This window comes from Pseudomonas sp. Pse79 (assembly GCF_024519615.1).
GTDB classification, from domain to species: Bacteria; Pseudomonadota; Gammaproteobacteria; order Pseudomonadales; family Pseudomonadaceae; genus Aquipseudomonas; species Aquipseudomonas veronii.
Genome location: NZ_JALJRR010000002.1, coordinates 232,491 through 258,351 on the forward strand (window position 1 = coordinate 232,491; position 25,861 = coordinate 258,351).

Annotated in this window: 30 protein-coding genes; 18 read left to right on the top strand and 12 right to left on the bottom strand. The window is 62.7% G+C overall.

The genetic code is table 11. From position 1 onward, the window contains the following. Nucleotides 1–12: 12 nt before the first annotated feature. Genes pyrR through NR164_RS04205 form a run of 3 tightly spaced genes read left to right on the top strand, consistent with a single transcriptional unit; the run spans nucleotide 13 to nucleotide 2,816 of the window. Nucleotides 13–519: a bifunctional pyr operon transcriptional regulator/uracil phosphoribosyltransferase PyrR gene (gene pyrR, locus NR164_RS04195; protein ID WP_017845001.1), complete on the top strand. Its 507-nt coding sequence runs from the start codon at nucleotides 13–15 to the stop codon at nucleotides 517–519. Nucleotides 520–543: 24 nt separating this feature from the next. Further along, nucleotides 544–1,548, top strand: a complete 1,005-nt coding sequence (locus NR164_RS04200; RefSeq protein ID WP_017845002.1) for an aspartate carbamoyltransferase catalytic subunit — start codon at nucleotides 544–546, stop codon at nucleotides 1,546–1,548. Then, a complete protein-coding gene (locus tag NR164_RS04205) occupies nucleotides 1,545–2,816 on the top strand; it encodes a dihydroorotase (RefSeq protein WP_057003953.1) in 1,272 nt (423 codons plus the stop codon). The genes NR164_RS04200 and NR164_RS04205 overlap by 4 nt, the downstream gene beginning before the upstream one ends. Before the next feature lie 141 nt (nucleotides 2,817–2,957). Here NR164_RS04205 and NR164_RS04210 read toward each other — a convergent pair whose 3' ends face one another. Beyond that, entirely contained in the window at nucleotides 2,958–3,386 is a 429-nt protein-coding gene (locus tag NR164_RS04210; RefSeq protein ID WP_017845004.1) for a TM2 domain-containing protein, read from the bottom strand. Between the two features lie 250 nt (nucleotides 3,387–3,636). Between NR164_RS04210 and NR164_RS04215 the strand changes: the two genes are divergently transcribed. Next, nucleotides 3,637–4,272, top strand: a complete 636-nt coding sequence (locus NR164_RS04215) for a C40 family peptidase (protein WP_046381760.1) — start codon at nucleotides 3,637–3,639, stop codon at nucleotides 4,270–4,272. 75 nt (nucleotides 4,273–4,347) lie between these two features. Here the strand turns inward: NR164_RS04215 and NR164_RS04220 are convergent, their stop codons facing one another. Continuing rightward, nucleotides 4,348–5,382, bottom strand: a complete 1,035-nt coding sequence (locus NR164_RS04220) for a type IV pilus twitching motility protein PilT (protein ID WP_256822342.1) — start codon at nucleotides 5,380–5,382, stop codon at nucleotides 4,348–4,350. Between the two features lie 57 nt (nucleotides 5,383–5,439). On the opposite strand from NR164_RS04220, the gene NR164_RS04225 reads away from it, so the two are divergent. From NR164_RS04225 to NR164_RS04265, 9 genes are all read left to right on the top strand, one after another. Further along, complete coding sequence (locus tag NR164_RS04225; RefSeq protein WP_017845007.1) at nucleotides 5,440–6,126, top strand: YggS family pyridoxal phosphate-dependent enzyme; 687 nt, start codon at nucleotides 5,440–5,442, stop codon at nucleotides 6,124–6,126. A 33-nt stretch (nucleotides 6,127–6,159) separates the two neighbouring features. Next, nucleotides 6,160–6,978 carry a pyrroline-5-carboxylate reductase gene (proC, locus tag NR164_RS04230; RefSeq protein ID WP_017845008.1) on the top strand — a complete coding sequence of 273 codons (819 nt, stop codon included), beginning with the start codon at nucleotides 6,160–6,162 and terminating at the stop codon, nucleotides 6,976–6,978. A gap of 39 nt (nucleotides 6,979–7,017) precedes the next feature. After that, nucleotides 7,018–7,605: a YggT family protein gene (locus NR164_RS04235; RefSeq protein ID WP_017845009.1), complete on the top strand. Its 588-nt coding sequence runs from the start codon at nucleotides 7,018–7,020 to the stop codon at nucleotides 7,603–7,605. Between the two features lie 104 nt (nucleotides 7,606–7,709). Continuing rightward, nucleotides 7,710–8,849: a homoserine O-acetyltransferase gene (locus tag NR164_RS04240; protein WP_046381757.1), complete on the top strand. Its 1,140-nt coding sequence runs from the start codon at nucleotides 7,710–7,712 to the stop codon at nucleotides 8,847–8,849. A gap of 7 nt (nucleotides 8,850–8,856) precedes the next feature. After that, nucleotides 8,857–9,477: a methionine biosynthesis protein MetW gene (gene metW / locus NR164_RS04245; RefSeq protein WP_017845011.1), complete on the top strand. Its 621-nt coding sequence runs from the start codon at nucleotides 8,857–8,859 to the stop codon at nucleotides 9,475–9,477. A 21-nt stretch (nucleotides 9,478–9,498) separates the two neighbouring features. Next, entirely contained in the window at nucleotides 9,499–9,933 is a 435-nt protein-coding gene (locus tag NR164_RS04250; protein WP_046381756.1) for a DUF4426 domain-containing protein, read from the top strand. After that, a complete protein-coding gene (rdgB, locus tag NR164_RS04255; RefSeq protein WP_026139793.1) occupies nucleotides 9,930–10,526 on the top strand; it encodes an RdgB/HAM1 family non-canonical purine NTP pyrophosphatase in 597 nt (198 codons plus the stop codon). The genes NR164_RS04250 and rdgB overlap by 4 nt, the downstream gene beginning before the upstream one ends. Further along, the gene (gene hemW, locus NR164_RS04260; RefSeq protein WP_046381755.1) at nucleotides 10,523–11,725 is read left to right on the top strand and encodes a radical SAM family heme chaperone HemW; all 1,203 of its coding nucleotides are present in this window, start codon (nucleotides 10,523–10,525) and stop codon (nucleotides 11,723–11,725) included. The genes rdgB and hemW overlap by 4 nt, the downstream gene beginning before the upstream one ends. Nucleotides 11,726–11,744: 19 nt before the next feature. After that, nucleotides 11,745–12,068: a DUF3392 domain-containing protein gene (locus tag NR164_RS04265; RefSeq protein ID WP_003176691.1), complete on the top strand. Its 324-nt coding sequence runs from the start codon at nucleotides 11,745–11,747 to the stop codon at nucleotides 12,066–12,068. Nucleotides 12,069–12,211: 143 nt separating this feature from the next. Here NR164_RS04265 and trmB read toward each other — a convergent pair whose 3' ends face one another. The 4 genes from trmB to NR164_RS04285 all read right to left on the bottom strand — a co-directional run bounded on the left by trmB (nucleotide 12,212) and on the right by NR164_RS04285 (nucleotide 14,473). Then, nucleotides 12,212–12,937, bottom strand: a complete 726-nt coding sequence (gene trmB, locus NR164_RS04270) for a tRNA (guanosine(46)-N7)-methyltransferase TrmB (protein WP_017845015.1) — start codon at nucleotides 12,935–12,937, stop codon at nucleotides 12,212–12,214. 9 nt (nucleotides 12,938–12,946) lie between these two features. Then, nucleotides 12,947–13,741, bottom strand: a complete 795-nt coding sequence (locus tag NR164_RS04275) for a thiazole synthase (protein WP_256822343.1) — start codon at nucleotides 13,739–13,741, stop codon at nucleotides 12,947–12,949. A gap of 65 nt (nucleotides 13,742–13,806) precedes the next feature. Then, nucleotides 13,807–14,007, bottom strand: coding sequence for a sulfur carrier protein ThiS (gene thiS / locus NR164_RS04280; protein ID WP_046381754.1), 201 nt, complete (start codon nucleotides 14,005–14,007; stop codon nucleotides 13,807–13,809). 85 nt (nucleotides 14,008–14,092) lie between these two features. Then, on the bottom strand, nucleotides 14,093–14,473 hold the full coding sequence (locus NR164_RS04285) for a DUF423 domain-containing protein (RefSeq protein ID WP_017845018.1): 381 nt from the start codon (nucleotides 14,471–14,473) through the stop codon (nucleotides 14,093–14,095). A gap of 74 nt (nucleotides 14,474–14,547) precedes the next feature. Between NR164_RS04285 and mtgA the strand changes: the two genes are divergently transcribed. Continuing rightward, nucleotides 14,548–15,270, top strand: coding sequence for a monofunctional biosynthetic peptidoglycan transglycosylase (gene mtgA, locus NR164_RS04290; RefSeq protein ID WP_046487827.1), 723 nt, complete (start codon nucleotides 14,548–14,550; stop codon nucleotides 15,268–15,270). Between the two features lie 124 nt (nucleotides 15,271–15,394). Here the strand turns inward: mtgA and rpoH are convergent, their stop codons facing one another. The 4 genes from rpoH to ftsY form a co-directional block, all read right to left on the bottom strand. After that, a complete protein-coding gene (gene rpoH, locus NR164_RS04295) occupies nucleotides 15,395–16,249 on the bottom strand; it encodes an RNA polymerase sigma factor RpoH (RefSeq protein WP_017845020.1) in 855 nt (284 codons plus the stop codon). 129 nt (nucleotides 16,250–16,378) lie between these two features. Then, entirely contained in the window at nucleotides 16,379–17,401 is a 1,023-nt protein-coding gene (gene ftsX / locus NR164_RS04300; RefSeq protein ID WP_256822344.1) for a permease-like cell division protein FtsX, read from the bottom strand. Further along, the gene (gene ftsE, locus NR164_RS04305) at nucleotides 17,398–18,069 is read right to left on the bottom strand and encodes a cell division ATP-binding protein FtsE (RefSeq protein WP_017476533.1); all 672 of its coding nucleotides are present in this window, start codon (nucleotides 18,067–18,069) and stop codon (nucleotides 17,398–17,400) included. The genes ftsX and ftsE overlap by 4 nt, the downstream gene beginning before the upstream one ends. Next, on the bottom strand, nucleotides 18,066–19,370 hold the full coding sequence (gene ftsY, locus NR164_RS04310) for a signal recognition particle-docking protein FtsY (protein WP_079444873.1): 1,305 nt from the start codon (nucleotides 19,368–19,370) through the stop codon (nucleotides 18,066–18,068). The genes ftsE and ftsY overlap by 4 nt, the downstream gene beginning before the upstream one ends. 341 nt (nucleotides 19,371–19,711) lie before the next feature. Between ftsY and NR164_RS04315 the strand changes: the two genes are divergently transcribed. From NR164_RS04315 to NR164_RS04330, 4 genes are all read left to right on the top strand, one after another. Next, nucleotides 19,712–21,067 (top strand): pitrilysin family protein, encoded by a 1,356-nt coding sequence (locus NR164_RS04315; RefSeq protein WP_232590983.1) that lies wholly within the window; start codon nucleotides 19,712–19,714, stop codon nucleotides 21,065–21,067. Then, the gene (locus NR164_RS04320; RefSeq protein WP_046381751.1) at nucleotides 21,060–22,550 is read left to right on the top strand and encodes a pitrilysin family protein; all 1,491 of its coding nucleotides are present in this window, start codon (nucleotides 21,060–21,062) and stop codon (nucleotides 22,548–22,550) included. The genes NR164_RS04315 and NR164_RS04320 overlap by 8 nt, the downstream gene beginning before the upstream one ends. After that, entirely contained in the window at nucleotides 22,550–23,167 is a 618-nt protein-coding gene (rsmD, locus tag NR164_RS04325) for a 16S rRNA (guanine(966)-N(2))-methyltransferase RsmD (protein ID WP_017845026.1), read from the top strand. Before NR164_RS04320 ends, rsmD begins: the two co-directional genes overlap by 1 nt. A gap of 62 nt (nucleotides 23,168–23,229) precedes the next feature. Then, the gene (locus NR164_RS04330) at nucleotides 23,230–24,225 is read left to right on the top strand and encodes a hydrolase (protein WP_046381750.1); all 996 of its coding nucleotides are present in this window, start codon (nucleotides 23,230–23,232) and stop codon (nucleotides 24,223–24,225) included. Nucleotides 24,226–24,252: 27 nt separating this feature from the next. On the opposite strand, the gene NR164_RS04335 is transcribed toward NR164_RS04330, so the two are convergent. Next, entirely contained in the window at nucleotides 24,253–25,107 is an 855-nt protein-coding gene (locus NR164_RS04335) for a sulfurtransferase (RefSeq protein WP_017845028.1), read from the bottom strand. Nucleotides 25,108–25,140: 33 nt separating this feature from the next. Beyond that, a complete protein-coding gene (locus tag NR164_RS04340) occupies nucleotides 25,141–25,812 on the bottom strand; it encodes a TetR/AcrR family transcriptional regulator (protein ID WP_017845029.1) in 672 nt (223 codons plus the stop codon). Nucleotides 25,813–25,861 lie beyond the last annotated feature (49 nt).

Sequence of the window (25,861 nt, forward strand, 5' to 3'; positions counted from 1 at the left end):
GAAGGAGCGACCATGAGCCTGCCAAACCCCGCCGAACTGATCAGCCAGATGGCGATTCGCCTCAAGGCCCACCTGAAACACCGTGGCATCAGCGAGCCGCGCTTCATCGGCATTCGCACGGGTGGCGTGTGGGTGGCCCAGGCGCTGCTGCAAGAGCTGGGCAACGATTCGCCGCTGGGTACGCTGGATGTGTCCTTCTACCGCGACGACTTCAGCCAGAACGGCCTGCACCCGCAAGTGCGCCCGTCGGCCCTGCCGTTCGAAATCGAAGGCCAGCACCTGGTGCTGATCGACGACGTGCTGATGAGCGGCCGCACCGTCCGTGCCGCGCTGAACGAGCTGTTCGACTACGGCCGCCCCGCCAGCGTGACGCTGGTCTGCCTGCTGGACCTGGACGCCGGCGAGCTGCCGATCAGCCCGGATGTGGTCGGCGCGACCCTGTCGCTTTCAGCCCAGCAGCGGGTAAAATTGTCCGGTCCCACGCCGCTCGTACTCGAACTGCAAGACCTTGCCCTTTAACCCGCCTTGTAAAGAGTCCCCGCGATGACGCCTCTAGATGCCAAGCGCCCGCTGCAGCTCAATGCTCAGGGCCAGCTGCAACACTTCTTGTCCCTCGACGGTTTGCCCCGTGAACTGCTCACCGAAATCCTCGACACCGCCGACTCGTTCCTCGAAGTCGGTGGCCGCGCGGTGAAGAAGGTCCCGCTGCTGCGCGGCAAGACCATCTGCAATGTGTTCTTCGAGAACTCCACGCGCACCCGCACTACCTTCGAACTGGCGGCCCAGCGCCTGTCGGCCGACGTGATCACACTGAACGTGTCGACCTCGTCGGCGAGCAAGGGCGAGACCCTGCTCGACACCCTGCGCAACCTTGAAGCGATGGCCGCCGACATGTTCGTGGTGCGCCACGGCGACTCCGGCGCCGCGCACTTCATCGCCGAGCACGTCTGCCCGCAGGTGGCGATCATCAACGGCGGCGACGGCCGTCACGCCCACCCGACCCAGGGCATGCTCGACATGCTCACCATCCGTCGGCACAAAGGCAGCTTTGAAAACCTTTCGGTGGCCATCGTCGGCGACATCCTGCACTCGCGGGTAGCGCGCTCGAACATGCTGGCCCTGAAAACCCTGGGTTGCCCGGATATCCGCGTGATCGCACCGAAAACCCTGCTGCCGATCGGCATCGAGCAATACGGCGTGAAGGTCTACACCGACATGACCGAAGGCCTCAAGGATGTGGACGTCGTGATCATGCTGCGCCTGCAACGCGAACGCATGTCCGGTGGCCTGTTGCCGAGCGAAGGCGAGTTCTACCGCCTGTTCGGCCTGACCACCACGCGCCTGGCCGGAGCCAAGCCGGATGCCATCGTGATGCACCCGGGGCCGATCAACCGAGGGGTGGAGATCGAATCGGCGGTGGCCGACGGCAACCAGTCGGTGATTCTCAACCAGGTGACCTACGGCATCGCCATACGCATGGCGGTGCTGTCCATGGCCATGAGCGGGCAAACCGCGCAACGTCAATTCGAGCAGGAGAAGGCCCAGTGAAGCTCAGCATTCTCGGCGCCCGCGTCATTGATCCGGCCAGTGGCCTGGATCAAGTCACCGATCTTCATCTGGAAGCCGGCAAGATCATCGCCATCGGCGCTGCGCCCGCTGGCTTCAGCGCCAGTGAGACCCTCGACGCCAAGGGCCTGGTGGCCGCGCCTGGCCTGGTCGACCTGAACGTCGCCCTGCGCGAGCCGGGTTACAGCCGCAAAGGCAACATCACCAGCGAAACCCGCGCCGCCGCCGCCGGTGGCGTCACCAGCCTGTGCTGCCCGCCGCACACCAAGCCGGTGCTGGACACCTCAGCCGTGGCCGAGCTGATCCTCGACCGCGCCCGCGAAGCCGGCAATTGCAAAGTGTTCCCCATCGGCGCCCTGAGCAAAGGCCTGGAAGGCGAGCAACTGGCCGAACTGATTGCGCTGCGCGATGCCGGTTGCGTGGCCTTCGGCAACGGCCTGGAGAGTTTCCGCAGCACCCGCACGCTGTGCCGTGCCCTGGAATACGCGGCCACCTTCGACCTGACGGTGATCTTCCACTCCCAGGACCGCGACCTGGCCGAAGGCGGCCTGGCCCATGAAGGCGCCGTGGCCAGCTTCCTCGGCCTGCCGGGCATCCCGGAGACCGCGGAAACCGTGGCCCTGGCCCGCGATCTGCTGCTGGTGGAACAAAGCGGCGTGCGCGCGCACTTCAGCCAACTGACCAGCGCCCGCGGCGTGGCCCTGATCGCCCAGGCCCAGGCCCGCGGCTTGCCGGTGACGGCGGACGTGGCGCTGTATCAGTTGATCCTGACGGACGAGGCGCTGATCGACTTCTCCAGCCTGTATCACGTACAACCGCCGCTGCGCACCCGTGCCGACCGCGAGGGTTTGCGTGCGGCGGTGAAGTCCGGTGTGGTGTCGGCGATTTCCAGCCATCACCAGCCCCACGAGCGCGATGCCAAGCTGGCACCGTTCGGCGCGACCGAGCCGGGTATCAGCAGCGTCGAGCTGTTGCTGCCGTTGGCGATGACGCTGGTGGAGGATGGCTTGCTCGACCTGCCGACGCTGCTGGCGCGCCTGAGTGCAGGCCCTGCCGAAGCCTTGCGCCTGCCGGCGGGCAAGTTGGCGGTGGGGGCGGCGGCAGACCTGGTGCTGTTCGATCCAGCCAGCTCGACGATTGCCGGTGAGCACTGGCTGTCCAAGGGCGAAAACTGCCCGTTCATCGGCCATAGCCTGCCGGCGAGCGTGCGCTACACCCTGGTGGACGGACGCATCAGCTACCAGGCCTGATACAAGTCTGGAGTGAGCACAGTCAATGTGGGAGGGGGCTTGCCCCCGATAGCAGTGGGTCAGCTACAGATAAGCTGACTGGTCCACCGCCATCGGGGGCAAGCCCCCTCCCACATTGGGTTCTCTATAGAGCTTGAGAGATCAGCGCCCGCCTCTTAGCTCGGCGTTACGGATCGATATCTGCGTATTCAACGTCCAGAAGTCATACAACACCCCCACCAGGAACAGGCCGCCGGTCAGCAGGTACAGCAGGCCGGTGATCCATTTGCCCTGGTACATCCGGTGTACACCGAACACCCCGAGAAACGCCAACAGAATCCAGGCCACGTTGTATTCGATCGGGCCGGCGGTAAAACGCAGGTCGGCTTCACGGTCCATCGCCGGAATCAGGAACAAGTCGATCAGCCAGCCAATACCCAGCAAGCCCAACGTGAAAAACCAGATCGTCCCGGTGACGGGTTTGCCGTAATAGAAGCGATGCGCCCCGGTAAAACCAAAAATCCAGAGCAGGTAACCGATCACCTTGCTGTGGGTGTCTTGCTGCGAAACATCCTGTCGATAGGTGTTCATGGCGTACCTCTTTTGCTGCGATAGATAAATTTTTTCACTTTCTTTGTGACTTTTTTACATGCGCCCGACGTATGGCCGATGGTATCTTCGCTCCCCTGAAAGCCTGATGCCACCTGACTTGTGTAGGACAATTGCGGCGATTCGTCGCGTATTTCCTGAGTTTGACCCCAAGGTTCAGTCGACAAACGGCCTGAGAACGACACAAAAAGCTGTTATAAAGTTGCGCGCAAACCCATAAGAGCCACGCCTAATGCGACCATTTTTCAAGACATGGCTAACCATTTGCCTATTAATGCCACTGGCCGCCCACGCCACCAATCGTGAGCAACGACTTCCTAACGTCAACGGTTTCACCCCTAAAGTCCACAGCACACCCAGCACGGCCAAATCCGTAAAGCCCACCGTCAGCCGCCCGACTCAACTGAGCAAGGCCCACGGTAAGGCAACACCCGGCCTGATGGCGGGTAACACCAAGCAAAGCAGCACCGTCCTCAGCCGCGCCGTGAATGTGCTCGGTACACCTTATCGTTGGGGCGGCAGCAGCCCAAGTAAAGGGTTCGACTGCAGCGGCCTGGTAAAATATGCGTTCAACGACGTTGCCGCGGTGGATTTGCCACGCACCTCCAACGCTATGGCCGCCGGCCACGGCCAGAAGGTTGACCGCAAGGACTTGAAGCCGGGCGACCTGCTGTTCTTCAAATTGAAGAGCCGCCGGGTTAACCACGTTGCCATCTACCTGGGCAACGACCGCTTTATCCACGCACCGCGCCGTGGCAAGTCGGTCAGCATCGATACCCTGAAGAAGCCGTTCTGGGACAAGAACTACGTGATCGCCAAGCGGGTTCTGCCGAAAGAACAGAACAACCTGCGGATCGTCCAACGCTGATCTGACGCTGGAATACAGTACCCATGTGGGAGGGGCTTGCCCCCTCCCTCATTTGATTTCATTGCCCACAAGATCTCATATGTCTGTCGGCACCCTCGCCTTCTCCCGCGCCGCCTCCCGGCTGATCACGCCCTGCGTGACCAAGGCCTTCAAGCGCATATCCAACGTCTGCATCCCCGATGCGCCACCGGTCTGAATCGCCGAGACGATCTGCGCCACCTTGTCTTCGCGGATCAAATTGCGAATGGCGGGCGTACACAGCATGATTTCATGGGCCGCCACGCGCCCGCCGCCGACCTTCTTGACCAACACCTGGGACACCACCGCCTGCAGCGACTCCGAGAGCATCGAGCGGACCATCGGCTTTTCTCCCGCCGGAAACACGTCCACCAGGCGATCCACGGTCTTGGCCGCCGATGCGGTGTGCAGGGTGCCGAAGACCAGATGCCCGGTCTCAGCCGCCGTCAGCGCCAGGCGGATGGTTTCCAGGTCACGCAGTTCACCCACCAGGATCACATCCGGGTCTTGCCGCAGTGCCGAACGCAAGGCCGCCGAAAAACTGTGGGTGTCGCGGTGCACCTGGCGCTGGTTGATCAAGGCCCGGCAGGGCTGGTGGATGAACTCGATGGGGTCTTCCAAGGTGAGGATGTGCTGGCGCCGGTGCTGGTTGAGGTGATCGATCAGCGCCGCCAGGGTGGTCGACTTGCCCGAACCCGTGGGCCCGGTCACCAGCACCAGGCCGCGCGGCAGTTGGGCGATACGTTGGAACACCGCGCCCAACCCGAGGTTTTCCAGGCTCTGGACCTGGGCGGGGATGTTGCGAAACACCGCGCCCATGCCACGCGCCTGCTGGAACACATTCACCCGGAATCGCCCGACACCGGGCAGTTCGAAGGCGAAATCCGTTTCAAGAGATGTTTCGAAATCCTTTTGTTGGTACTGGTTGAGCAAAGGGCTGAGCAAATCCGCCACGTGCGTGGGTGACAGCACTGGCCCATCCAGGGACCAGACCTCGCCATCCATCCGCAGCATCGGTGCGAGGCCGGCCGACAGGTGCAGGTCGGAGGCGCCCCGGCGCACGCTGTGCGTGAGTAATTCAGTGATATCCATAGGGCTTTCCATTTCCAGTAGAATGCCGCGGACTCCATATCCACGGGCGCATCTTGAATGTCGACGATAGCAGACAACATTGGCCAGGTTCGCCAGCGCATCCGCGCCGCAGCCGACGCCGTGCAACGTGACGCAAACAGCATCCACCTGCTGGCCGTGAGCAAGACCAAGCCCGCGCAAGCCGTGCGCGAAGCCTATGCCGCCGGGATGTGCGATTTCGGCGAAAACTACCTGCAGGAAGCCTTGGGCAAACAGGCCGAATTAACCGACCTGCCCTTGAGTTGGCACTTCATCGGCCCCATTCAATCGAACAAGACTCGCGCGATCGCCGAGAACTTCGCTTGGGTGCATTCCGTGGACCGCCTGAAAATCGCACAACGCTTGTCCGAACAACGCCCGGCCGACCTGGCGCCGCTGAACATCTGCATCCAGGTCAACGTCAGTGGCGAAGCCAGCAAGTCCGGCTGCACGCCCGCCGACCTGCCGGCGCTGGCCAACGCGATCAGCGCCCTGCCGCGCTTGAAGTTGCGCGGTTTGATGGCGATCCCTGAACCGACCGAAGACCGCGCCGCACAGGATGCAGCGTTCGCCGCCGTCCGCGACCTGCAGGCCAGTTTGAACCTGCCGCTCGACACACTTTCCATGGGCATGAGCCACGACCTCGAGTCGGCCATCGCCCAAGGCGCCACCTGGGTGCGGATCGGTACCGCTCTGTTTGGCGCCCGCGACTACGGTCAGCCGTGAAATGGCCGACTTCCCACTGAATAAGGACCTGTCATGAGCAACACGCGTATTGCCTTTATCGGCGCCGGCAACATGGCGGCCAGCCTGATCGGCGGCCTGCGGGCCAAGGGCCTGCAAGCCCAACAGATCCGCGCCAGCGATCCGGGCGCCGAAACCCGCGCCCGCGTCAGCGCCGAACACGGTATCGACACCTTCGCCGACAACGCCGAGGCCATCCAGGGCGTCGACGTGATCGTGCTGGCGGTCAAGCCGCAAGCCATGAAGGCCGTGTGCGAAAGCCTGCGCCCGAGCCTGCAGCCGCACCAGTTGGTGGTGTCCATCGCCGCCGGCATCACCTGCGCCAGCATGAACCGCTGGCTCGGCGCCCAGCCCATCGTGCGCTGCATGCCCAACACCCCGGCGCTGCTGCGCAAAGGCGTGAGCGGTTTGTATGCCACCGCCCAGGTGAGCGCCGAACAGCGCGACCAGGCCCAGGAACTGCTGTCCGCCGTGGGCATCGCCCTGTGGCTGGAACAGGAAGAGCAACTGGACGCGGTGACCGCCGTCTCCGGCAGCGGCCCTGCCTACTTCTTCCTGCTGATCGAAGCCATGACCGCCGCCGGCGTGAAACTGGGCCTGAGCCGGGACATCGCCGAGCAACTGGCCGCGCAAACCGCCCTGGGCGCCGCGCAGATGGCCGTGACCAGCGACGTGGATGCCGCCGAACTGCGCCGCCGCGTGACCTCCCCCGGCGGCACCACGCAAGCCGCCATTGAATCGTTCCAGGCCGGGGGCTTCGAAGCCCTGGTGGAAAAAGCACTGGGTGCCGCGGCACATCGTTCGGCCGAGATGGCCGAGCAACTGGGCAAATAGTCGTCCCCAACCTGCAACTGGACTAGATAGGAATCGAACATGCTCGGAATCAATGACGCTGCCATTTTCATCATCCAGACCCTGGGCAGCCTGTACCTGCTGATCGTGCTGATGCGCTTTATCCTGCAACTGGTGCGGGCGAACTTCTACAACCCGCTGTGCCAGTTCGTGGTGAAGGCCACCCAGCCGCTGCTCAAGCCCCTGCGCCGGGTGATCCCGAGCCTGTTCGGGCTGGACATGTCCTCGCTGGTGCTGGCGCTGCTGCTGCAGATCCTGCTGTTCGCGGTGATCCTGATGCTCAACGGCTACCAGGCCTTGACCCTCCTGCTGCTGCCATGGGCGCTGATCGGGGTTTTCTCGCTGTTTTTGAAGATCCTCTTCTGGTCGATGATCATCAGCGTGATCCTCTCGTGGGTCGCACCCGGCAGCCGCAGCCCTGGGGCCGAGCTGGTCGCGCAGATCACCGAACCGGTGCTGGCGCCGTTCCGCCGGTTGATCCCCAACCTGGGCGGTCTGGACATCTCGCCGATCTTCGCATTTATCGCGATCCAGCTCCTGCAAAGCTGGGTGATCCCGCGCCTGGCGTTCTATGCGTTCATGCCCAAAGAGCTGTTCGGGCTGATCTGATTCGGCCCCGCTTGCGTGTCAGGGCCGGATAACCTCCGGCCTTTGCTTGCCGCTAGGGGCAGCGGTCTTTAGACTTACGCCTCATTTAAACGAGAGCAGGGTCGATGCCAGCTGCCTTTCCCCCCGATTCTGTTGGACTGGTCGTGCCCCAAATGGCGCACTTCAGCGAACCGCTGGCCCTGGCCTGCGGACGTTCGCTGCCAGCCTACGACCTGATCTATGAAACCTACGGCCAGTTGAACGCCACGGCGAGCAACGCCGTGCTGATCTGCCACGCCTTGTCCGGCCATCATCACGCCGCGGGCTTCCACAGCGTCGACGAGCGCAAGCCCGGCTGGTGGGACAGCTGCATCGGCCCCGGCAAGCCCATCGATACCAACAAGTTCTTTGTGGTCAGCCTGAACAACCTCGGCGGCTGCAACGGCTCGACCGGCCCCAGCAGCCTCAACCCGGAAACCGGCAAGCCCTTCGGCGCCGACTTCCCGGTGCTGACCGTGGAAGACTGGGTCCACAGCCAGGCGCGCCTGGCCGACCGGCTGGGCATCCAGCAATGGGCCGCCGTGATCGGCGGCAGCCTCGGCGGCATGCAGGCCCTGCAATGGACCATCACTTACCCCGATCGCGTGCGCCATTGCCTGGCCATCGCCTCGGCCCCCAAGTTGTCGGCGCAGAACATCGCCTTCAACGAAGTGGCGCGCCAGGCGATCCTGACCGACCCGGACTTCCACGGCGGCTCGTTCCAGGAAGCCGGCGTGATCCCCAAGCGCGGCTTGATGCTGGCGCGGATGGTTGGGCATATCACCTACCTGTCCGACGATTCCATGGGCGAGAAATTCGGCCGCGGCCTCAAGAGCGAGAAACTCAACTACGACTTCCACAGCGTCGAGTTCCAGGTGGAAAGCTACCTGCGTTATCAGGGCGAAGAGTTCTCCGGGCGGTTTGACGCCAACACCTACCTGCTGATGACCAAGGCCCTGGACTACTTCGACCCGGCCGCCAACTTCGACGACGACCTGGCGAAAACCTTCGAGGGCGCGTCGGCCAAGTTCTGCGTGATGTCGTTCACCACCGACTGGCGCTTCTCGCCGGCCCGCTCGCGGGAACTGGTGGATGCCTTGATGGCGGCGAAGAAAGACGTCTGCTACCTGGAAATCGATGCTCCGCAAGGCCACGACGCCTTCCTGATCCCGATTCCTCGTTATCTGCAGGCGTTCAGTAACTACATGAACCGCATAACTCTGTGAGAACGCCATGAGAGCCGACCTGGAAATCATCCAAGACTGGATACCCGCCGGCAGCCGCGTGCTCGACCTTGGCTGCGGCAATGGCGAACTGCTGAGCTGGCTGCGCGACAACAAGCAAGTCACCGGCTATGGCCTGGAAAACGACCCGGACAACATCGCCGAGTGCGTGGCCAAGGGCATCAACGTGATCGAGCAGGACCTGGACAAGGGCCTGGGCAACTTTGCCAGCAACAGCTTCGACGTCGTGGTGATGACCCAGGCCCTGCAGGCGGTGCATTACCCGGACCGCATCCTCGACGAAATGCTGCGCGTCGGCCGCCAGTGCATCATCACCTTCCCCAACTTCGGTCACTGGCGCTGCCGCTGGTACCTGGCCACCAAGGGCCGCATGCCGGTGTCGGATTTCCTGCCGTACACGTGGTACAACACGCCGAACATCCACTTTTGCACCTTCGAAGACTTCGAAGCCCTGTGTGGCGAGCGGGAAGCCAAGGTGATCAACCGCCTTGCCGTCGATCAACAGCACCGCCACGGCTGGGCGAGTAAACTATGGCCCAACCTGTTGGGTGAAATCGGGATTTACCGGGTCAGCAGCCCGGGCCTGACAGACCACAAGATCGCCGTCTAACTATTTTCGAGGAAGACGAATATGAGACGCCTGGCTGTATTTCTACTCACCGCGTGCCTGGGCGTCAGCGCCATGGCCGCCGATGCCATCGACAGTAAGCGCCAGAAGGAATTTGGCGATATCACCGTACACTACAACACCTTCACCTCCAGCTTCCTGCAACCCGATACGGCCCAGGCTGTCGGCGTGGTACGCAGCAAGAACAAGGGCTTGATCAACGTGACCGTGATCAAGGGCGTGACGCCCGTGGCCGCGCAAGTGACCGGCACGATCAAAGACCTGAGCGGCAGGAGCGAAATCCTGACGTTCAAGCAGATTACCGAAAAAGGTGCGATCTATTACCTCGCGCCCTACAACGTGCCGCAACAGGAAGTGCGGGTTTTCACCATCAACGTTGAAACCGGCGGCAAGGCCCATGGTTTCCAATTCAACCAGGAACTGTTTCCGGCGGACTGATGAACCTGACTCAACTCGTGCTGGCCAGCCATAACGCCGGCAAACTCAAAGAACTCCAGGCCATGCTCGGCGAGTCCGTGCAACTGCGCTCGATCGGCGAGTTCAGCCAGGTCGAGCCCGAAGAAACGGGCCTGTCGTTCGTCGAGAACGCCATCCTCAAGGCGCGCAATGCCGCGCGCCTGTCCGGCCTGCCGGCGCTGGCGGACGACTCGGGCCTGGCGGTGGACTTCCTCGGCGGCGCCCCCGGTATCTATTCGGCGCGCTATGCCGACGGCAAAGGCGACGCGGCGAACAACGCCAAGCTGCTCGACGTGCTCAAGGACGTGCCGGATGCCGAGCGTGGCGCGCAGTTCGTCTGCGTGCTGGCCCTGGTGCGACATGCCGACGATCCGTTGCCGATCCTCTGCGAAGGCCTGTGGCACGGGCGCATCCTGCATGCGGCCAGCGGCGCGCATGGGTTTGGCTACGACCCGCTGTTCTGGGTGCCGGAGCGCGATGTCTCCAGCGCCGAACTGAGCCCGGCCGACAAAAACCAGATCAGCCACCGCGCCCGCGCCATGGCTTTGCTGCGCCAGCGCCTGGGCTTGAAATGACCCAGAACACCTCCGCGCAGCCGCTGATCCACGGCGGCGCGCAAACACCACGGGCGGCCCTGCCCCATCTGCCGCCCCTGGCGCTGTACATCCACATCCCGTGGTGCGTGCGCAAATGCCCTTATTGCGACTTCAACTCCCACACCGCCAGCCCCGTGTTGCCGGAAGAAGAGTACGTCGATGCGCTGCTGGCCGACCTCGATCAGGACCTGCACGCGGTTTATGGCAGGGAACTGAGTTCGATCTTCTTCGGTGGCGGCACGCCGAGCCTGTTCAGTGCCGCCGCGCTGGGCCGTCTGCTCAAGGGCGTGGAAGCGCGCATCCCGTTTGCCGACGACATCGAGATCACCCTGGAAGCCAACCCGGGAACGTTCGAGCAAGAGAAGTTCGTGGCGTACCGCAAGCTGGGGATCAACCGCCTGTCCATCGGCATCCAGAGCTTCCAGCAGGAAAAACTCGCGGCCCTGGGCCGTATCCACAACGGCGATGAAGCCGTGCGCGCCGCCGGCATGGCGCGCCAGGCCGGGTTCGACAACTTCAACCTGGACCTGATGCATGGCTTGCCCGATCAGTCCCTGGACGACGCCCTGAGCGACCTGCGCCAGGCCATCGCGCTCAAACCGACCCATTTGTCGTGGTACCAACTGACCCTGGAGCCCAACACCGTATTCTGGAACCAGCCGCCGACGCTGCCGGAAGACGACACCCTGTGGGATATCCAGGAAGCCGGCCAGGCGCTGCTGGCCGAACACGGTTACGCGCAATATGAAGTCTCGGCCTATGCGCAACCGGGGCGAGCGGCGCGACATAACCTCAACTACTGGAGCTTCGGCGACTTCATCGGCATCGGTGCCGGCGCCCATGGCAAGCTCAGCCACCCGGACGGGCGCATCGTCCGCACCTGGAAGACCCGCGCACCGAAGGACTACCTCAACCCGGCCAAAAGCTTCCTGGCCGGCACGAACGCGCTGACCAACGAAGAGCTGCCGTTCGAGTTCCTGATGAACGCCCTGCGCCTCACCGAAGGCGTCGACGCCAAGCTCTACGCCGAACGCACCGGGCTGGCGCTGGCAAGCCTCGCGCAAGGCCGCACCGAGGCAGAACAAAGTGGCTTAATGCAGGTCGAACCGTCACGCCTGGCGGCGACTGACCGCGGGCAACTCTTTCTCAATGACCTGTTGCAGAAGTTTTTGAGCTGATCGCTCTTAAGGAAATCGAATGGATTTGGTACTCGACCTGCTCGCCACCGTATCCCGCTGGAGCCGCAGCAACCTGTCGGAAATCTCCCTGGCCCTCGTCGGCTGCCTGTTGGTGCTGTTCGGCGCCGATATCAAAGGCTGGGTCGAAGCCCGCCTGGGCAGCATCGCCGGCGCCTTGCGCGTACCGTTGATGGCCCTGCTGTGCATGATCGGCAGCGGCGCGGCGCTGATCTACGCCACGCCGTGGATTGTACGGGGGCTGAGCCAGTTCAATAACTACAGCCTGGCGCCGGTATTGGTGGTGGTGCTGGTATTGATCGGCGTCGTCGCCGACCGCCGCTGAATTTAAAGCCAGATACAAAACAATGTGGGAGGGGGCTTGCCCCCGATAGCAGAGTGTCAGTCAACCACTCTATGACTGACCCACCGCTATCGAGGGCAAGCCCCCTCCCACATTTTTTGACCGCATTCCAAGTTACTGGCTGATCAGTCGACTTTCTCGAACTTCAAATCCCACACCCCATGCCCCAACCGCTCGCCGCGGCGTTCGAACTTGGTGATCGGGCGCTCGGCCGGGCGTGGTACGCATTTGCCGTCTTCGGCCAGGTTGCGGTAGCCAGGGGCGACGTTCATCACTTCCAGCATGTATTCCGCATAGGGCTCCCAGTCGGTGGCCATGTGCAGGATACCGCCGACTTTCAGCTTGCTGCGCACCAGCTCCGCGAAAGACGCCTGGACGATGCGGCGCTTGTGGTGACGGCTTTTGTGCCATGGGTCGGGGAAAAACAGCATCAGGCGATCGAGGCTGTTGTCGGCGATGCAGCGGTTGAGCACTTCAATCGCGTCGCAGTCGTAGACCCGCAGGTTGGTCAAACCCTGAGTCAGCACGCCATTGAGCAGCGCGCCGACACCTGGGCGATGGACTTCCACACCGATGAAATCCTGTTCCGGCGCGGCTGCAGCCATTTCCAGCAGGGAGTGGCCCATGCCGAAGCCGATTTCCAGGGAGCGCGGGGCCGAACGGCCGAACACTTGGTCATAGTCCACCGGCGCGTCGGCCAGGGGCAGGACGAACAGCGGCGTGCCTTGCTCCAGGCCCTTTTGCTGGCCTTCGGTCATGCGACCGGCGCGCATCACAAAGCTCTTGATGCGGCGGTGCTTGGACTCGTCGCCCTGTTCCACGGTGTTCGGCGTTTCGTTTGATTCAGTCATCAATGGCTCTTACTTGATCAGACCATCCAGCGGCGAGGAGGCGCTGGCGTAGAGTTTTTTCGGCATGCGCCCGGCGAGGTAGGCCAGGCGGCCCGCGACGATGGCGTGTTTCATGGCTTCGGCCATCATGATCGGCTGTTGGGCATTGGCGATGGCCGAATTCATCAGCACCGCTTCGCAGCCCAGTTCCATGGCGATGGTCGCGTCGGAGGCAGTGCCCACGCCCGCATCCACCAGCACCGGGATCTTGGCTTCTTCGAGGATGATCTGCAGGTTGTACGGGTTACAGATCCCAAGGCCAGTGCCGATCAGGCCGGCCAGCGGCATCACGGCGATGCAGCCGATTTCGGCCAGTTGGCGAGCGATGATCGGGTCATCGCTGGTGTAGACCATCACGTCGAAGCCTTCCTTGACCAGGATTTCGGCGGCCTTGAGGGTTTCGATCACGTTGGGGAACAGGGTTTTCTGGTCGGCCAGCACTTCCAGCTTCACCAGGTTGTGGCCGTCGAGCAGCTCACGGGCCAGGCGGCAGGTACGCACAGCTTCGATGGCGTCGTAGCAGCCGGCGGTGTTCGGCAGGATGGTGTAGCGGTCCGGCGGCAGGATATCCAGCAGGTTCGGTTCGCCCGGGTTCTGGCCGATGTTGGTGCGGCGCACGGCCACGGTCACGATCTCGGCGCCCGAGGCTTCGATGGCCAGGCGGGTTTCTTCCATATCGCGATACTTGCCGGTGCCTACCAGCAGACGGGACTGGTAGGTACGACCGGCCAGGACGAAGGGCTTGTCGCTACGAACGATGCTCATGGGAAATCCTCGAGGTGGGGTGAGGTTCTGCAGAATCCGGGGTGGCGCGCCTGGGCGCCGGACGACTAGCCGCCGCCGATGGCGTGGACCACTTCGACCTGGTCACCTTCGGTGAGCGCAGTCTCGACGTGTTGGCTACGCGGGACGATATCCTGGTTGAGCTCCACTGCGACGCGACGCCCGGTCAGGTCCAGACGGGTCAGCAGGGCCGCAACGGTTTCACCGTCGGGCAGTTCAAAGGGTTCGCCGTTCAACTGAATGTGCATGCCATGGGCCGCCATCGTTTTTAGGGGCAAGCATTCTAGCCCGATTGGCGTAGCTGGCCCAAGACCCTTTGATCAGCAGCGCGCTTCAGGCCGCCTGCTGCAAGCGCCACGCCGCCAGCCCCAGGAGGAACCAACCGAGCAGAAACGCCAGGCCACCGAACGGCGTGATGATGCCGAGCTTGCTGATGCCAGTCATCGTCAGCACGTACAGGCTGCCGGAGAACAGCAGGATGCCGACGACGAACGACACGCCCGCCCACGTGACCAGGCGGCCCGGCAGGTGCGCCGCGAGCAACGCCACGCCGAACAGCGCCAGGGTGTGGACCAGTTGGTAGGTCACGCCGGTATGGAAAATCGCCAGGTACTCGGCGCTCAGGCGGTTTTTCAAGCCGTGGGCAGCGAACGCACCGAGGGCGACACCGGTGAAGCCGAAAAAAGCAGCCAGCATCAGAAAGCCACGCAGCATGAGGAACTCCAGTCAGACTCATTGGGCAGGGTCTGTATAATGGCCCGCTCAACGGGTTCGGCCAAGCCATCTCTATGCTGCGTGTCCTCTTCAGTCGTTTTCTCAAAGCCGTGAAATGGTTTGCCATCGGCAGCGTGTTGCTGGTGCTGCTGTTTCGTGTCGTACCGCCGCCGTTCACGGCGCTGATGGTGGAGCGCAAGATCGAATCCTGGTTTGACGGCGAACCGATTGACCTGCAGCGCACCTGGGTGCCGTGGGATGAGATCTCCAACGACCTCAAAGTGGCGGTGATGGCGGGTGAAGACCAGCGTTTCCCACAACATTGGGGCTTCGATTTCGGCGCGATCCAGGCGGCGCTCCTGCACAACGAGCGCGGCGGCTCGATCCGCGGCGCCAGTACGCTGAGCCAGCAGGTATCGAAGAACCTGTTCCTGTGGTCCGGCCGCAGTTATCTGCGCAAGGGCCTGGAGGCCTGGTTTACCGGGCTGATCGAGGTGCTGTGGCCCAAGCAGCGGATCCTTGAGGTGTACCTCAACAGCGTGGAATGGGACGAAGGGGTGTTCGGTGCGCAAGCGGCGGCGCAGCATCACTTCGGGGTGAGTGCCAAGGCGCTTTCTCGGCAGCAGGCCAGCTACCTGGCGGCGGTGCTACCCAATCCACGGGTATGGAGCGCCAGCCATCCAACGGCCTATGTGGCACGGCGGGCGGCATGGATTCGCCAGCAGATGAGCCAATTGGGTGGGGATGGCTATCTGGTTGAGTTGAACAATTCGCGCAAGGCGCCTTGGTCCGACTGACACAACACAGAAATAAATGTGGGAGGGGGCTTGCCCCCGATAGCAATGGATCAGTCACCTTGATGTCGACTGACACTCAGCTATCGGGGGCAAGTCGAATCGTCGCACCGCCCCTCCCACAGTTTTAAGCGGCGATCGACAGCTTCAGCTTGTTCATCGCGCTTTTCTCAAGCTGACGAATCCGCTCGGCCGACACGTTGTACTTCTGCGCCAGGTCGTGCAGCGTGGCTTTTTCTTCGGCCAGCCAGCGCTGGTAGAGGATGTCACGGCTGCGGTCGTCCAGCACTTCCAGCGCTTCGTGCAGGTTGTGGTTGGAGTTGTCGCTCCAGTCGGCGTCTTCCAGTTGACGCGCCGGGTCGTACCGGTGGTCTTCCAGGTAGTTGGCCGGCGATTGGAAGGCGCTGTCGTCGTCCGCTTCAGCGGCCGGGTCGAAGGCCATGTCATGGCCGGTCAGGCGGCTTTCCATCTCGCGCACTTCACGCGGCTCCACACCGAGGCTTTCGGCCACGCGGTGGACTTCTTCGTTGTTCAGCCACGCCAGGCGTTTTTTCTGGCTGCGCAGGTTGAAGAACAGCTTGCGCTGGGCCTTGGTGGTCGCGACTTTCACGATGCGCCAGTTGCGCAGGATGAACTCGTGGATTTCCGCCTTGATCCAGTGAACGGCGAACGACACCAGGCGCACACCCATTTCCGGGTTGAAGCGCTTCACTGCCTTCATCAGGCCGACGTTGCCTTCCTGGATCAGGTCAGCCTGGGCCAGGCCGTAGCCGCTATAGCTACGGGCGATATGTACGACAAAACGCAGGTGGGCGAGCACCATCTGCCGAGCCGCCCCCAAATCCTGCTCATAGTAGAGACTCTCGGCCAGTTCACGCTCCTGCTCCGGCGTCAGCAATGGAATGCTGTTGACCGTGTGCACATAGGCCTCCAGGTTCGCACCCGGGACCAAGGCATAAACAGGTTGCAAAGAAGTGGTCATACGAAAAAACCTCCGACTCACATAACTCGTGCAGTTCAGCACTGCGAAAATTGACCGGGAACCGTAGGACAAGTTCCCTAAACCACTGATACGGTCAATACAAACGAAACCACATTAATCTGACATTAACTACTTCGGTGCCAGCTCACGTAAATGCCGTGCGACCGCAATCCACGCACCGATATACCCCAACAAGACCGCGCCAAGCAAGAGCGACAGACCATCGGCGACCGGCACCCCGGCCAGGGCGAAATCACTGCCGTACAAGCCGGCAAGCCCGATGACCGCGTCGTTCAGCCAGTTCAGGCCGAACGCCAACAAGCCCCAGGACAAAATCCCCGCACCGAAGCCATAAAGCGCGCCCATGTACAGAAAAGGACGACGCACATAGCTGTCCGTGCCGCCGACCAGTTTAATCACTTCTATCTCGGTGCGACGGTTTTCAATATGAAGACGAATGGTATTACCTATCACCAAAAGTAATGCAGACACCAACAACACCGTCAGGCCGAACACAAAGCGGTCGCCCAGCTTGAGAATCGCCGCCAGGCGCTCTACCCAGACTAGATCAAGTTGCGCCTGTTGCACCTTGGGCATCTCTGCGAGTTTTTGTCGCAGGGCCTCCAGGGCCGGTTTGTCGACTTCATTCGGCGTCACCAGCACCACGCCCGGCAGCGGGTTCTGCGGCAGCTCCTTGAGCGCCTCGCCCAGGCCGGACTGTTGCTGGAATTCCTCGAGGGCCTGATCGCGGCTGATGTACTCGGCATCCGCCACGCCCGGCAGGTTCTTGATCTCTTCGCGCAGGGCTTCGCCGTCTTTGGCGCTGGCATCCAGGTTCAGGTACAGCGAAATCTGCGCGGCGCGCTGCCAGGAACCGCCCAGGCGCTCCACATTATTAAGCAGCAGCGACAAGCCCATGGGCAGGCTCAAGGCCACGGCCATCACCAGGCAGGTGAAAAAGCTGCCGATCGGTTGCTTGCCCAGGCGACGCAGGCTGTCGAGCAGGCTGGCACGATGGCTTTCGATCCAGGCACGCAGCAGCGTGGCGAAATCCGGGCCGTCGTCTTCGTCGTGTTTTTTCTTTTTCGGTTGCGGGTCGGCCGGTTTCGGCGCCACGCGCTCGGAAACCTTGGGGCTGCGTGTCGCACTCATACGCCAGCCTCCCCGTCGCCGATCAGGCGACCGCGTTGCAGGGTCAGCATGCGATGGCGCATGCGCGCGATCAGTGCCAGGTCGTGACTGGCGATCAGCACGCTGGTGCCCAGGCGGTTGATGTCTTCGAACACGCCCATGATCTCGGCCGCCAGGCGCGGGTCGAGGTTACCGGTGGGTTCGTCCGCCAGCAGCAAGGCCGGGCGGTGGACGATGGCGCGGGCGATGCCGACACGCTGTTGCTGGCCGGTGGACAGGTCGCCGGGGTAGAGGTCGGTCTTGTCCGACAACGCCACGCGCTCCAGCGCCGAGTCCACGCGCTTGATGATTTCGGCCTTGGACAGCCCAAGGATCTGCAACGGCAACGCAATGTTATTGAACACCGTGCGATCGAACAGCAACTGGTGGTTCTGGAACACCACGCCGATCTGGCGGCGCAGGAACGGAATCTGCGCATTGCTGATGGTGGCCAGATCCTGGCCGGCCAGCAGCAGCTTGCCGGTGGTCGGGCGTTCCATGGCCAGCAGCAGGCGCAACAGGGTACTTTTGCCGGCACCCGAATGGCCGGTGACAAACAAGAATTCGCCGCGACGCACTCGAAAACTCAGCTCATGCAAGCCGACATGCCCATTGGCATAGCGTTTACCGACCTGTTCGAATCGAATCATGAACGCTCCCGCTCGGCAAACAGTGCCTGGACAAAGGGTTCGGCTTCAAAGGTGCGCAGGTCGTCGATACCTTCACCGACGCCGATATACCGAATCGGCAACCCGAACTGCTTGGCCAGGGCGAAGATCACGCCGCCCTTGGCCGTGCCGTCGAGCTTAGTCAATGCCAGGCCGGTCAGTTGCACCGTCTGGTGGAATTGTTTGGCCTGGCTGATGGCGTTCTGACCAGTACCGGCGTCGAGCACCAGCAAGACTTCGTGCGGAGCCTCGCCGTCGAGCTTGCCGATCACCCGGCGCACTTTCTTCAGCTCTTCCATCAGGTTGTCTTTGGTGTGCAGGCGACCGGCGGTATCGGCGATCAGCACATCAATGTTGCGGGCCTTGGCGGCTTGCACGGCGTCGAAGATCACCGAAGCGGAATCGGCGCCGGTGTGCTGGGCGATGACCGGGATCTTGTTGCGCTCGCCCCAGACCTGCAGTTGCTCGACGGCGGCGGCGCGGAAGGTGTCGCCGGCGGCGAGCATGACTTTCTTGCCTTCCAACTGCAGCTTCTTGGCCAGTTTGCCGATGGTGGTGGTCTTGCCGGCGCCATTGACGCCGACTACCAGGATCACGAACGGCTTCTTCGGAGTAATCACCAACGGCGCTTCGACCGGCTTGAGCATCGCGGCCAGCTCGGCCTGCAGGGATTTGTACAGCGCATCGGCGTCGGTCAACTGCTTGCGCGCGACCTTCTGGGTCAGGCTCTGGATGATCACGGCGGTGGCTTCGACACCCACGTCGGCGGTCAGCAGACGGGTTTCGATGTCTTCCAGCAGTTCGTCATCGATGGTCTTCCGGCCCAGGAACAGGCTGGCCATGCCTTCGCCGATGGTCGCGCTGGTTTTGCTCAGGCCTTGCTTGAGGCGGGCGAAGAACCCGGTTTTGCTCGGTTCGGCGGCAACCACGGGCGACGGCGCGATCACGGCGGGCGCCGCGGCCACAACAGGCGCGGGAGTCGGCTCGACCGCCACCGGCTCAACCTGCGGAATCGGCGGCGTCACATGCTCGGCCTGCACATCTTCGACCAGTGCCACGGGCTCTTCGGCCACCGGCAGTGCCAGCCACGGTTTGTGCTCAGGCTCGGCTTGCGCCACCGGCGCGGTCGGTTCGGCACCTACCAAGGGCTCAGGGGTCGGCTCAGATTGAACCTGCGGCTGTTCGACGACGGTTTCCTGCGGCTTTTTGCGCAGCCATCCGAACAGGCCTTTTTTCTCGCCAGCCGCAGCTGGGCTCTTCTTGTCGTCGTTGGAACCAAACATGGAGGACGGCTATCTCAAGGTAGCGACGCGCCAAGGGCGCCTCGGTAAATAAAAATTCGATGCAGAACAGACTGCTTTAACGCTCGCTCGTTCATGCGCAACATTTTGTAAGGCGTAAATAAAGGCCTCAACAAATCGATTCAATATGGAATTGAAGCGATAACATCGGCGAAAAGCTGAAGATTGTCGGGGAAAACCGTAGCAAACTTCAAAATTCCTACAACTGAATCCAGAACGGTATGACGACCGCAGTGGCCGTCCCCAAATCGGATCAGTATCCTAGCACCTCCTCGCCCGCCGACGCTAAGACCAAGCGGGCAGCCCAACAGGTTTAAAAACGAATGAATGCTCTAGCCCGCCGCGCCGCAGGCCTGCTGCTCAGCACAGTTTGTCTGCCCCTCTCAGCCTTGGCTGCCGACCCACAACCCACCCATGAATTCACCCTGGATAACGGCCTCAAAGTGGTCGTGCGCGAAGACCATCGCGCGCCGGTGGTGGTTTCCCAGGTCTGGTACAAAGTCGGTTCGAGCTACGAAACCCCGGGCCAGACCGGTTTGTCCCACGCTCTGGAACACATGATGTTCAAGGGCAGTTCCAAGGTCGGCCCCGGCGAAGCCTCGCTGATCCTGCGCGACCTGGGCGCCGAAGAGAACGCCTTCACCAGCGACGACTACACCGCCTACTACCAAGTGCTGGCGCGTGATCGCCTGGGTGTCGCCTTCGAACTCGAAGCCGACCGCATGGCCAGCCTGCGCCTGCCAGCCGACGAGTTCAGCCGCGAGATCGAAGTGATCAAGGAAGAACGCCGCCTGCGCACCGACGACAACCCGATGTCCAAGGCCTTCGAGCGCTTCAAGGCCATGGCCTTCCCGGCCAGCGGCTACCACACGCCAACCATCGGCTGGATGGCCGACCTCGACCGCATGAAGGTCGAAGAACTGCGCCACTGGTACCAGTCCTGGTACGTGCCGAACAACGCCACCCTGGTGGTGGTCGGCGACGTGACCCCGGACGAGGTGAAGAACCTGGCCCAGCGCTACTTCGGCCCGATCCCCAAGCGTGACGTGCCTCCGGCGAAGATCCCGCTGGAACTGGCCGAGCCCGGTGAGCGCCTGCTGACGATGCATGTGCAGACCCAACTGCCGAGCGTGATCCTGGGCTTCAACGTGCCCGGCCTGGCCACCGCGCCAGACAAACGCTCGGTACAAGCCCTGCGCCTGATCTCGGCCCTGCTCGACGGCGGCTACAGCGCGCGCATTTCGGAACGGCTCGAACGCGGTGAAGAGCTGGTCTCCTCCGCCTCCACCAACTACGACGCCTACACCCGCGGTGACAGCCTGTTCACCCTGAGCGCCACACCGAACCAGCAGAAGAAAAAGACCATCGCACAAGCCGAAGCCGGCCTGTGGCGCCTGCTGGAAGAACTCAAAGCCAAGCCGCCGACCGCCGAGGAGCTGGAGCGTATCCGCGCCCAGGTCATTGCCGGCCTGGTCTACCAGCGCGACTCGATCACCAGCCAGGCGACCGCCATCGGTTCCCTGGAAACCGTCGGCCTGTCCTGGAAACTGATGGACACCGAACTGGCCGACCTGCAAAGCGTGACCCCGGACGATATCCAGAAGGCCGCACGTACCTATTTCACCCGCGAACGTCTCAGCGTCGCCCATGTCCTGCCTGAGGAGAACGCTCATGAGTGATCGCAAAAGCAGCCGCCTGATCCTGCCCGGCCTGATCGCCGTCACCCTGATCGCGGCGAGCGCGGTGTATTTCCTGCGCCCAAGCGAATCCGTCGCCAGCCCGGCGCTGGAAAAAGCCCAGTCGACCCACACACTGCAATCCCTGGCGGAACTGGACGGCAAGGCGCCGACCAACCGCAAGCTCGACGTGCAGACCTGGAACACCGCCGAAGGCGCCAAGGTGCTGTTCGTCGAAGCCCACGAACTGCCGATGTTCGACATGCGTATCCTGTTCGCCGCCGGCAGCAGCCAGGACGGCAACGTCCCCGGCGTGGCGCTGATGACCAACGCCATGCTCAACGAAGGCGTGCCGGGCAAGAATGTGAGCCAGATCGCCAGCGGCTTTGAAGGCCTCGGCGCGGACTTCGGCAATGGCGCTTACCGCGACATGGCGCTGGTGTCCCTGCGCGGCCTGAGCGACAGCGACAAGCGCGACGCCGCCCTGGCGCTGTTTGACCAGGTGATCGGCAAACCGACCTTCCCCGCCGACTCCCTGGCGCGCATCAAGAACCAGATCCTCGCCGGCTTTGAGTATCAGAAGCAGAACCCCGGCAAACTGGCGAGCCTGGAGCTGTTCAAGCGCCTGTACGGCGACCACCCGTATGCTCACCCGAGCGAAGGCACGGCCGAGAGCGTTCCGACAATCACCCAGGCGCAGTTGCAGGCATTCCACGCCAAGGCGTATGCCGCGGGTAACGCTGTGATTGCCGTGGTGGGCGACCTGACCCGCGCCGAGGCCGAAGCCATGACTGCCAAGGTCTCGGCCTCGCTGCCCAAAGGCCCGGCCCTGGCGAAGATCGCCCAGCCGACTGAGCCCAAGGCCGGTTTGAGCCATATCGAGTTCCCGTCCAAACAGACGCACCTGTTGTTCGCGCAACTGGGCATCGATCGCGCCGACCCGGACTACGCCGCCCTGTCCCTGGGCAACCAGATCCTCGGCGGCGGGGGCTTCGGCACCCGCTTGATGAGTGAAGTGCGCGAGAAGCGCGGCCTGACCTACGGCGTCTACTCCGGTTTCTCGCCGATGCAAGTGCGCGGTCCGTTCATGATCAACCTGCAGACCCGCGCGGAAATGAGCGGCGGCACCCTGCGCCTGGTGGAAGACGTGCTGGCCGACTACCTCAAGACCGGCCCGACGCAAAAGGAGCTGGATGACGCCAAGCGCGAGCTGAGCGGCAGCTTCCCGCTGTCCACCGCGAGCAACGCCGATATCGTCGGGCAGCTGGGCGCCATGGGTTTCTACAACCTGCCGCTGAGCTATCTGGAAGATTTCATGAAACAATCCCAGGCCCTGACCGTAGAACAGGTCAAAGCGGCTTTGAACAAACACCTGAGCGCCGACAAGATGGTCATCGTGACCGCCGGCCCGACGACTGCGCAAAAGCCACTACCGCCCCCCACTGATAAACCTGCCGAGCAGCCGCTCGGGGTTCCGGAGCATTAATGGCCAGTTCATCTCGCCCGAAAAAACCTGTCCACAACGTGCATAACGGTGTGGGCCAACTGCGCATCATTGGCGGTGAATGGGGCAGCCGCAAGCTCAGCTTCCCCGACGTCGTGGGCCTGCGCCCAACGCCAGATCGCGTGCGTGAAACCCTGTTCAACTGGCTGGCACCCTACATCGCCGGGGCCAAGGTACTCGACCCGTTTGCCGGCAGCGGCGCGCTGTTCCTCGAGGCGCTGTCCCGTGGCGCGGCCCAGGCACAGGCGCTGGATGCCAGCAATGTGGCGGTGTCCAGCCTCAAGGAGCACCTGGGCACCCTGCGTTGCACCAACGGCCAGGTGCAGACCGCCGACGCGTTGCGCTACCTGGAAACCCAGGCCGCCAGCGAATACGACGTGGTGTTCCTCGACCCGCCGTTCAACCAGAACCTGCTGCCGACCGTGTGCGCGTTGCTGGAAGAGCGCCAATGGCTGGCGCCGGACTCGTGGATCTACACTGAAAGCGAAAGTGCGCCATCCAGCCTGGGCCTGCCCGGCAGCTGGCGCCTGCACCGGGAACAGAAATCCGGGCGGGTGTATTACGCATTGTGGCAACGTTCGGTACAGCCCTCGGCCTGAACGGGCTTTTGTGGCGAGCAAGCTCGCTCGCCACAGTGAGTCCGCGTGCCACAGAGAGTGTCATGACCCCCTCTTCAGACCTGTTCAAACCCGCCTTCGGCCTCGGCAACCCTCATCTGCAAACGTTGTGGGGGCCGCTGTGGCGCCCGACCACGCACCTCGAACGCCCACGCGAACGCCTGTGGCTGGACGACGGCGACTTTCTCGACCTCGACTGGCATGGCCCTCATGACGCGCAAGCGCCGTTGGTGCTGGTACTGCATGGGCTGACCGGCTCGTCCAACTCGCCTTACGTGGCCGGCCTGCAAAAAGCCCTCGCTGCCCAGGGCTGGGCCAGTGCGGCCTTGAACTGGCGCGGATGCTCGGGCGAGCCGAACCTGTTGGCGCGCAGCTACCACTCGGGCGCCAGCGAAGACCTGGCGGCAGCGATTGCCCATCTGCGCGCCAAGCGGCCGTTGGCGCCGTTGTATGCGGTGGGTTATTCCCTGGGGGGCAACGTGCTGCTCAAGCATTTGGGCGAAACCGGCGCGAATTCGGGGCTGCAAGGCGCGGCGGCGGTGTCGGTGCCGTTTCGTCTGGATCAGTGCGCCGATCGCATCGGCCTGGGCTTTTCGCGGGTGTACCAAAAGCACTTCATGCGCGAGATGGTGGCGTATATCCGCGTCAAGCAAAGCCGCTTTTTACAGGATGGTCGTGCTGAAGGGCTCAAGGCCCTGGAGGCACTCGGGTCTCTGGAGAAGATGCACACGTTCTGGGACTTCGACGGCCGGGTCACCGCGCCGCTGCATGGTTTCCTCAGTGCCGAAGACTATTACCGCCGCGCGTCGAGCCGTTACTACCTGGGCGATATCCGCACGCCGACCCTGATCATCCAGGCGGCCGATGACCCGTTTGTCTTCGCCCATAGCCTGCCCGAAGCCAGCGAGTTGTCGGATTGCACCGAGTTCGAATTGCTGGCCAAGGGTGGGCATGTGGGGTTTGTCGACGGTTCGCTGAAGCGCCCCGGTTACTACCTGGAGCGGCGGATTCCGCAATGGCTGCTGACACAACCCCGTTAAACAAGGTGGGTTTACACGCAGGACAACTCAGTCGCCCGTCGCGATTTCCCGCGTTGGATCAGTAATCCACTCGCTCCACGAGCCCGCATACAACTTGCCCAACGGGTAACCCGCCAGGCTCAGGGCGAACAGGTTATGGCATGCCGTCACGCCCGAACCGCAATACGCCACCAACTCATCCGGCGAACGGCCTTGCAACTGGGCGGCGAAGCGCTGCTTGAGCTGCTCGGCCGGCAGGAAACGCCCATCGCTGCCCAGGTTTTCGGTGAACGCCGCACATTGCGCGCCGGGAATGTGCCCGGCAATCGGGTCGATAGGCTCGACATCGCCGCGAAAGCGCGGCTGGGCGCGGGCGTCGATCAGGGTCAGGCCTGGTTGGCCCAGGCGTTTTTGCAGCTGCTTGGCATCCAGCAACAGGCGATTGTCCGGCGTGCCGACAAAGGTGCCGCGCTCGATCACCGGCGCATCCAGGCTTAACGGGAAGCCGGCCGCGTGCCAGGCCTTCAAGCCACCGTCCAGGATAAACACGCCATCACGCTTGCCCAGCCACGCCAGCGACCACCAGGTGCGGGCGGCATAAACACCCGGGCCGTCGTCGTAGAGCACCACATCGGTATCGGCATTGATGCCCCAGGCACGCAGTTGCTCGGCGAGCGTCTGCGCCTGCGGCAACGGGTGACGCCCGGTCACGCCCTTGGTCACCGGCCCACTGAGATGGCGCTCCAGGTCAGCATATTGCGCGCCTTCGATATGCCCTTCGGCGTAGCTGCACATTCCGTAGTCCGGGTCTTCCAGGGCAAAGCGGCAGTCTAGTATCACCAGAGCGCCGCGCTGTTGGCGCTCGGCCAGTTGCTGGGGGCTGATCAGTTGGGCAAGTGGCATGACAGACTCCTGTGAACAAATTCGGGAAAGATCCTACTTCACTTCTTCCAGTGCCTGGTTCAACGGCACGTAAAACTCTTTGAACAGTGCATCCACCGCCGCTTTGGCCTGCGGCGTCACAAACCCCGCTTCCAGCACCAGCACCTGATACACCCCGCGCTTGATCGCTTCGGCGCTCAGATGCGTGGATTTTTCATTGGTGGTACACAAAAACCGCACCCAGGAGGTGAGGATGATCCAGGCGTTGAGGGTCAGCGCCTCGGTTTGCACCGGATCCATATTGAGAATGCCGGCATCGACAAACCCTCGGTAAATGGCGCCACCCTGAATCAGGCAACGCTGGGAAAAGCGCCGGTAGCCGGTGGCCAGTTCCGGGTCGCTCTCCAGCAGGTGTTCGAGGTCACGGTGCAGGAAACGGTAGCGCCACATACCAGCCAGGACCGCCTGCAGGTAGAAGCGCTTGTCCTCCACCACCATGGTGCGACCCTGGGGCGGGCGCAGGAAACTGTCGACCAAGGCTTCGTATTCGCGAAACAACACGGCGATGATCGCCTGCTTGTTGGGGAAGTGGTAGTACAGGTTGCCCGGCGAAATTTCCATATGGGCGGCGATATGGTTGGTGCTGACACTGCGCTCGCCCTGCTGGTTAAAAAGCTCCAGGCTGGTTTGCACAATGCGCTCGCTGGTCTTTACTCGTGGTGCCATAGGGGATCAGCTTCTGTACACGTGATCGACCATCTTACGGCCTAACCTT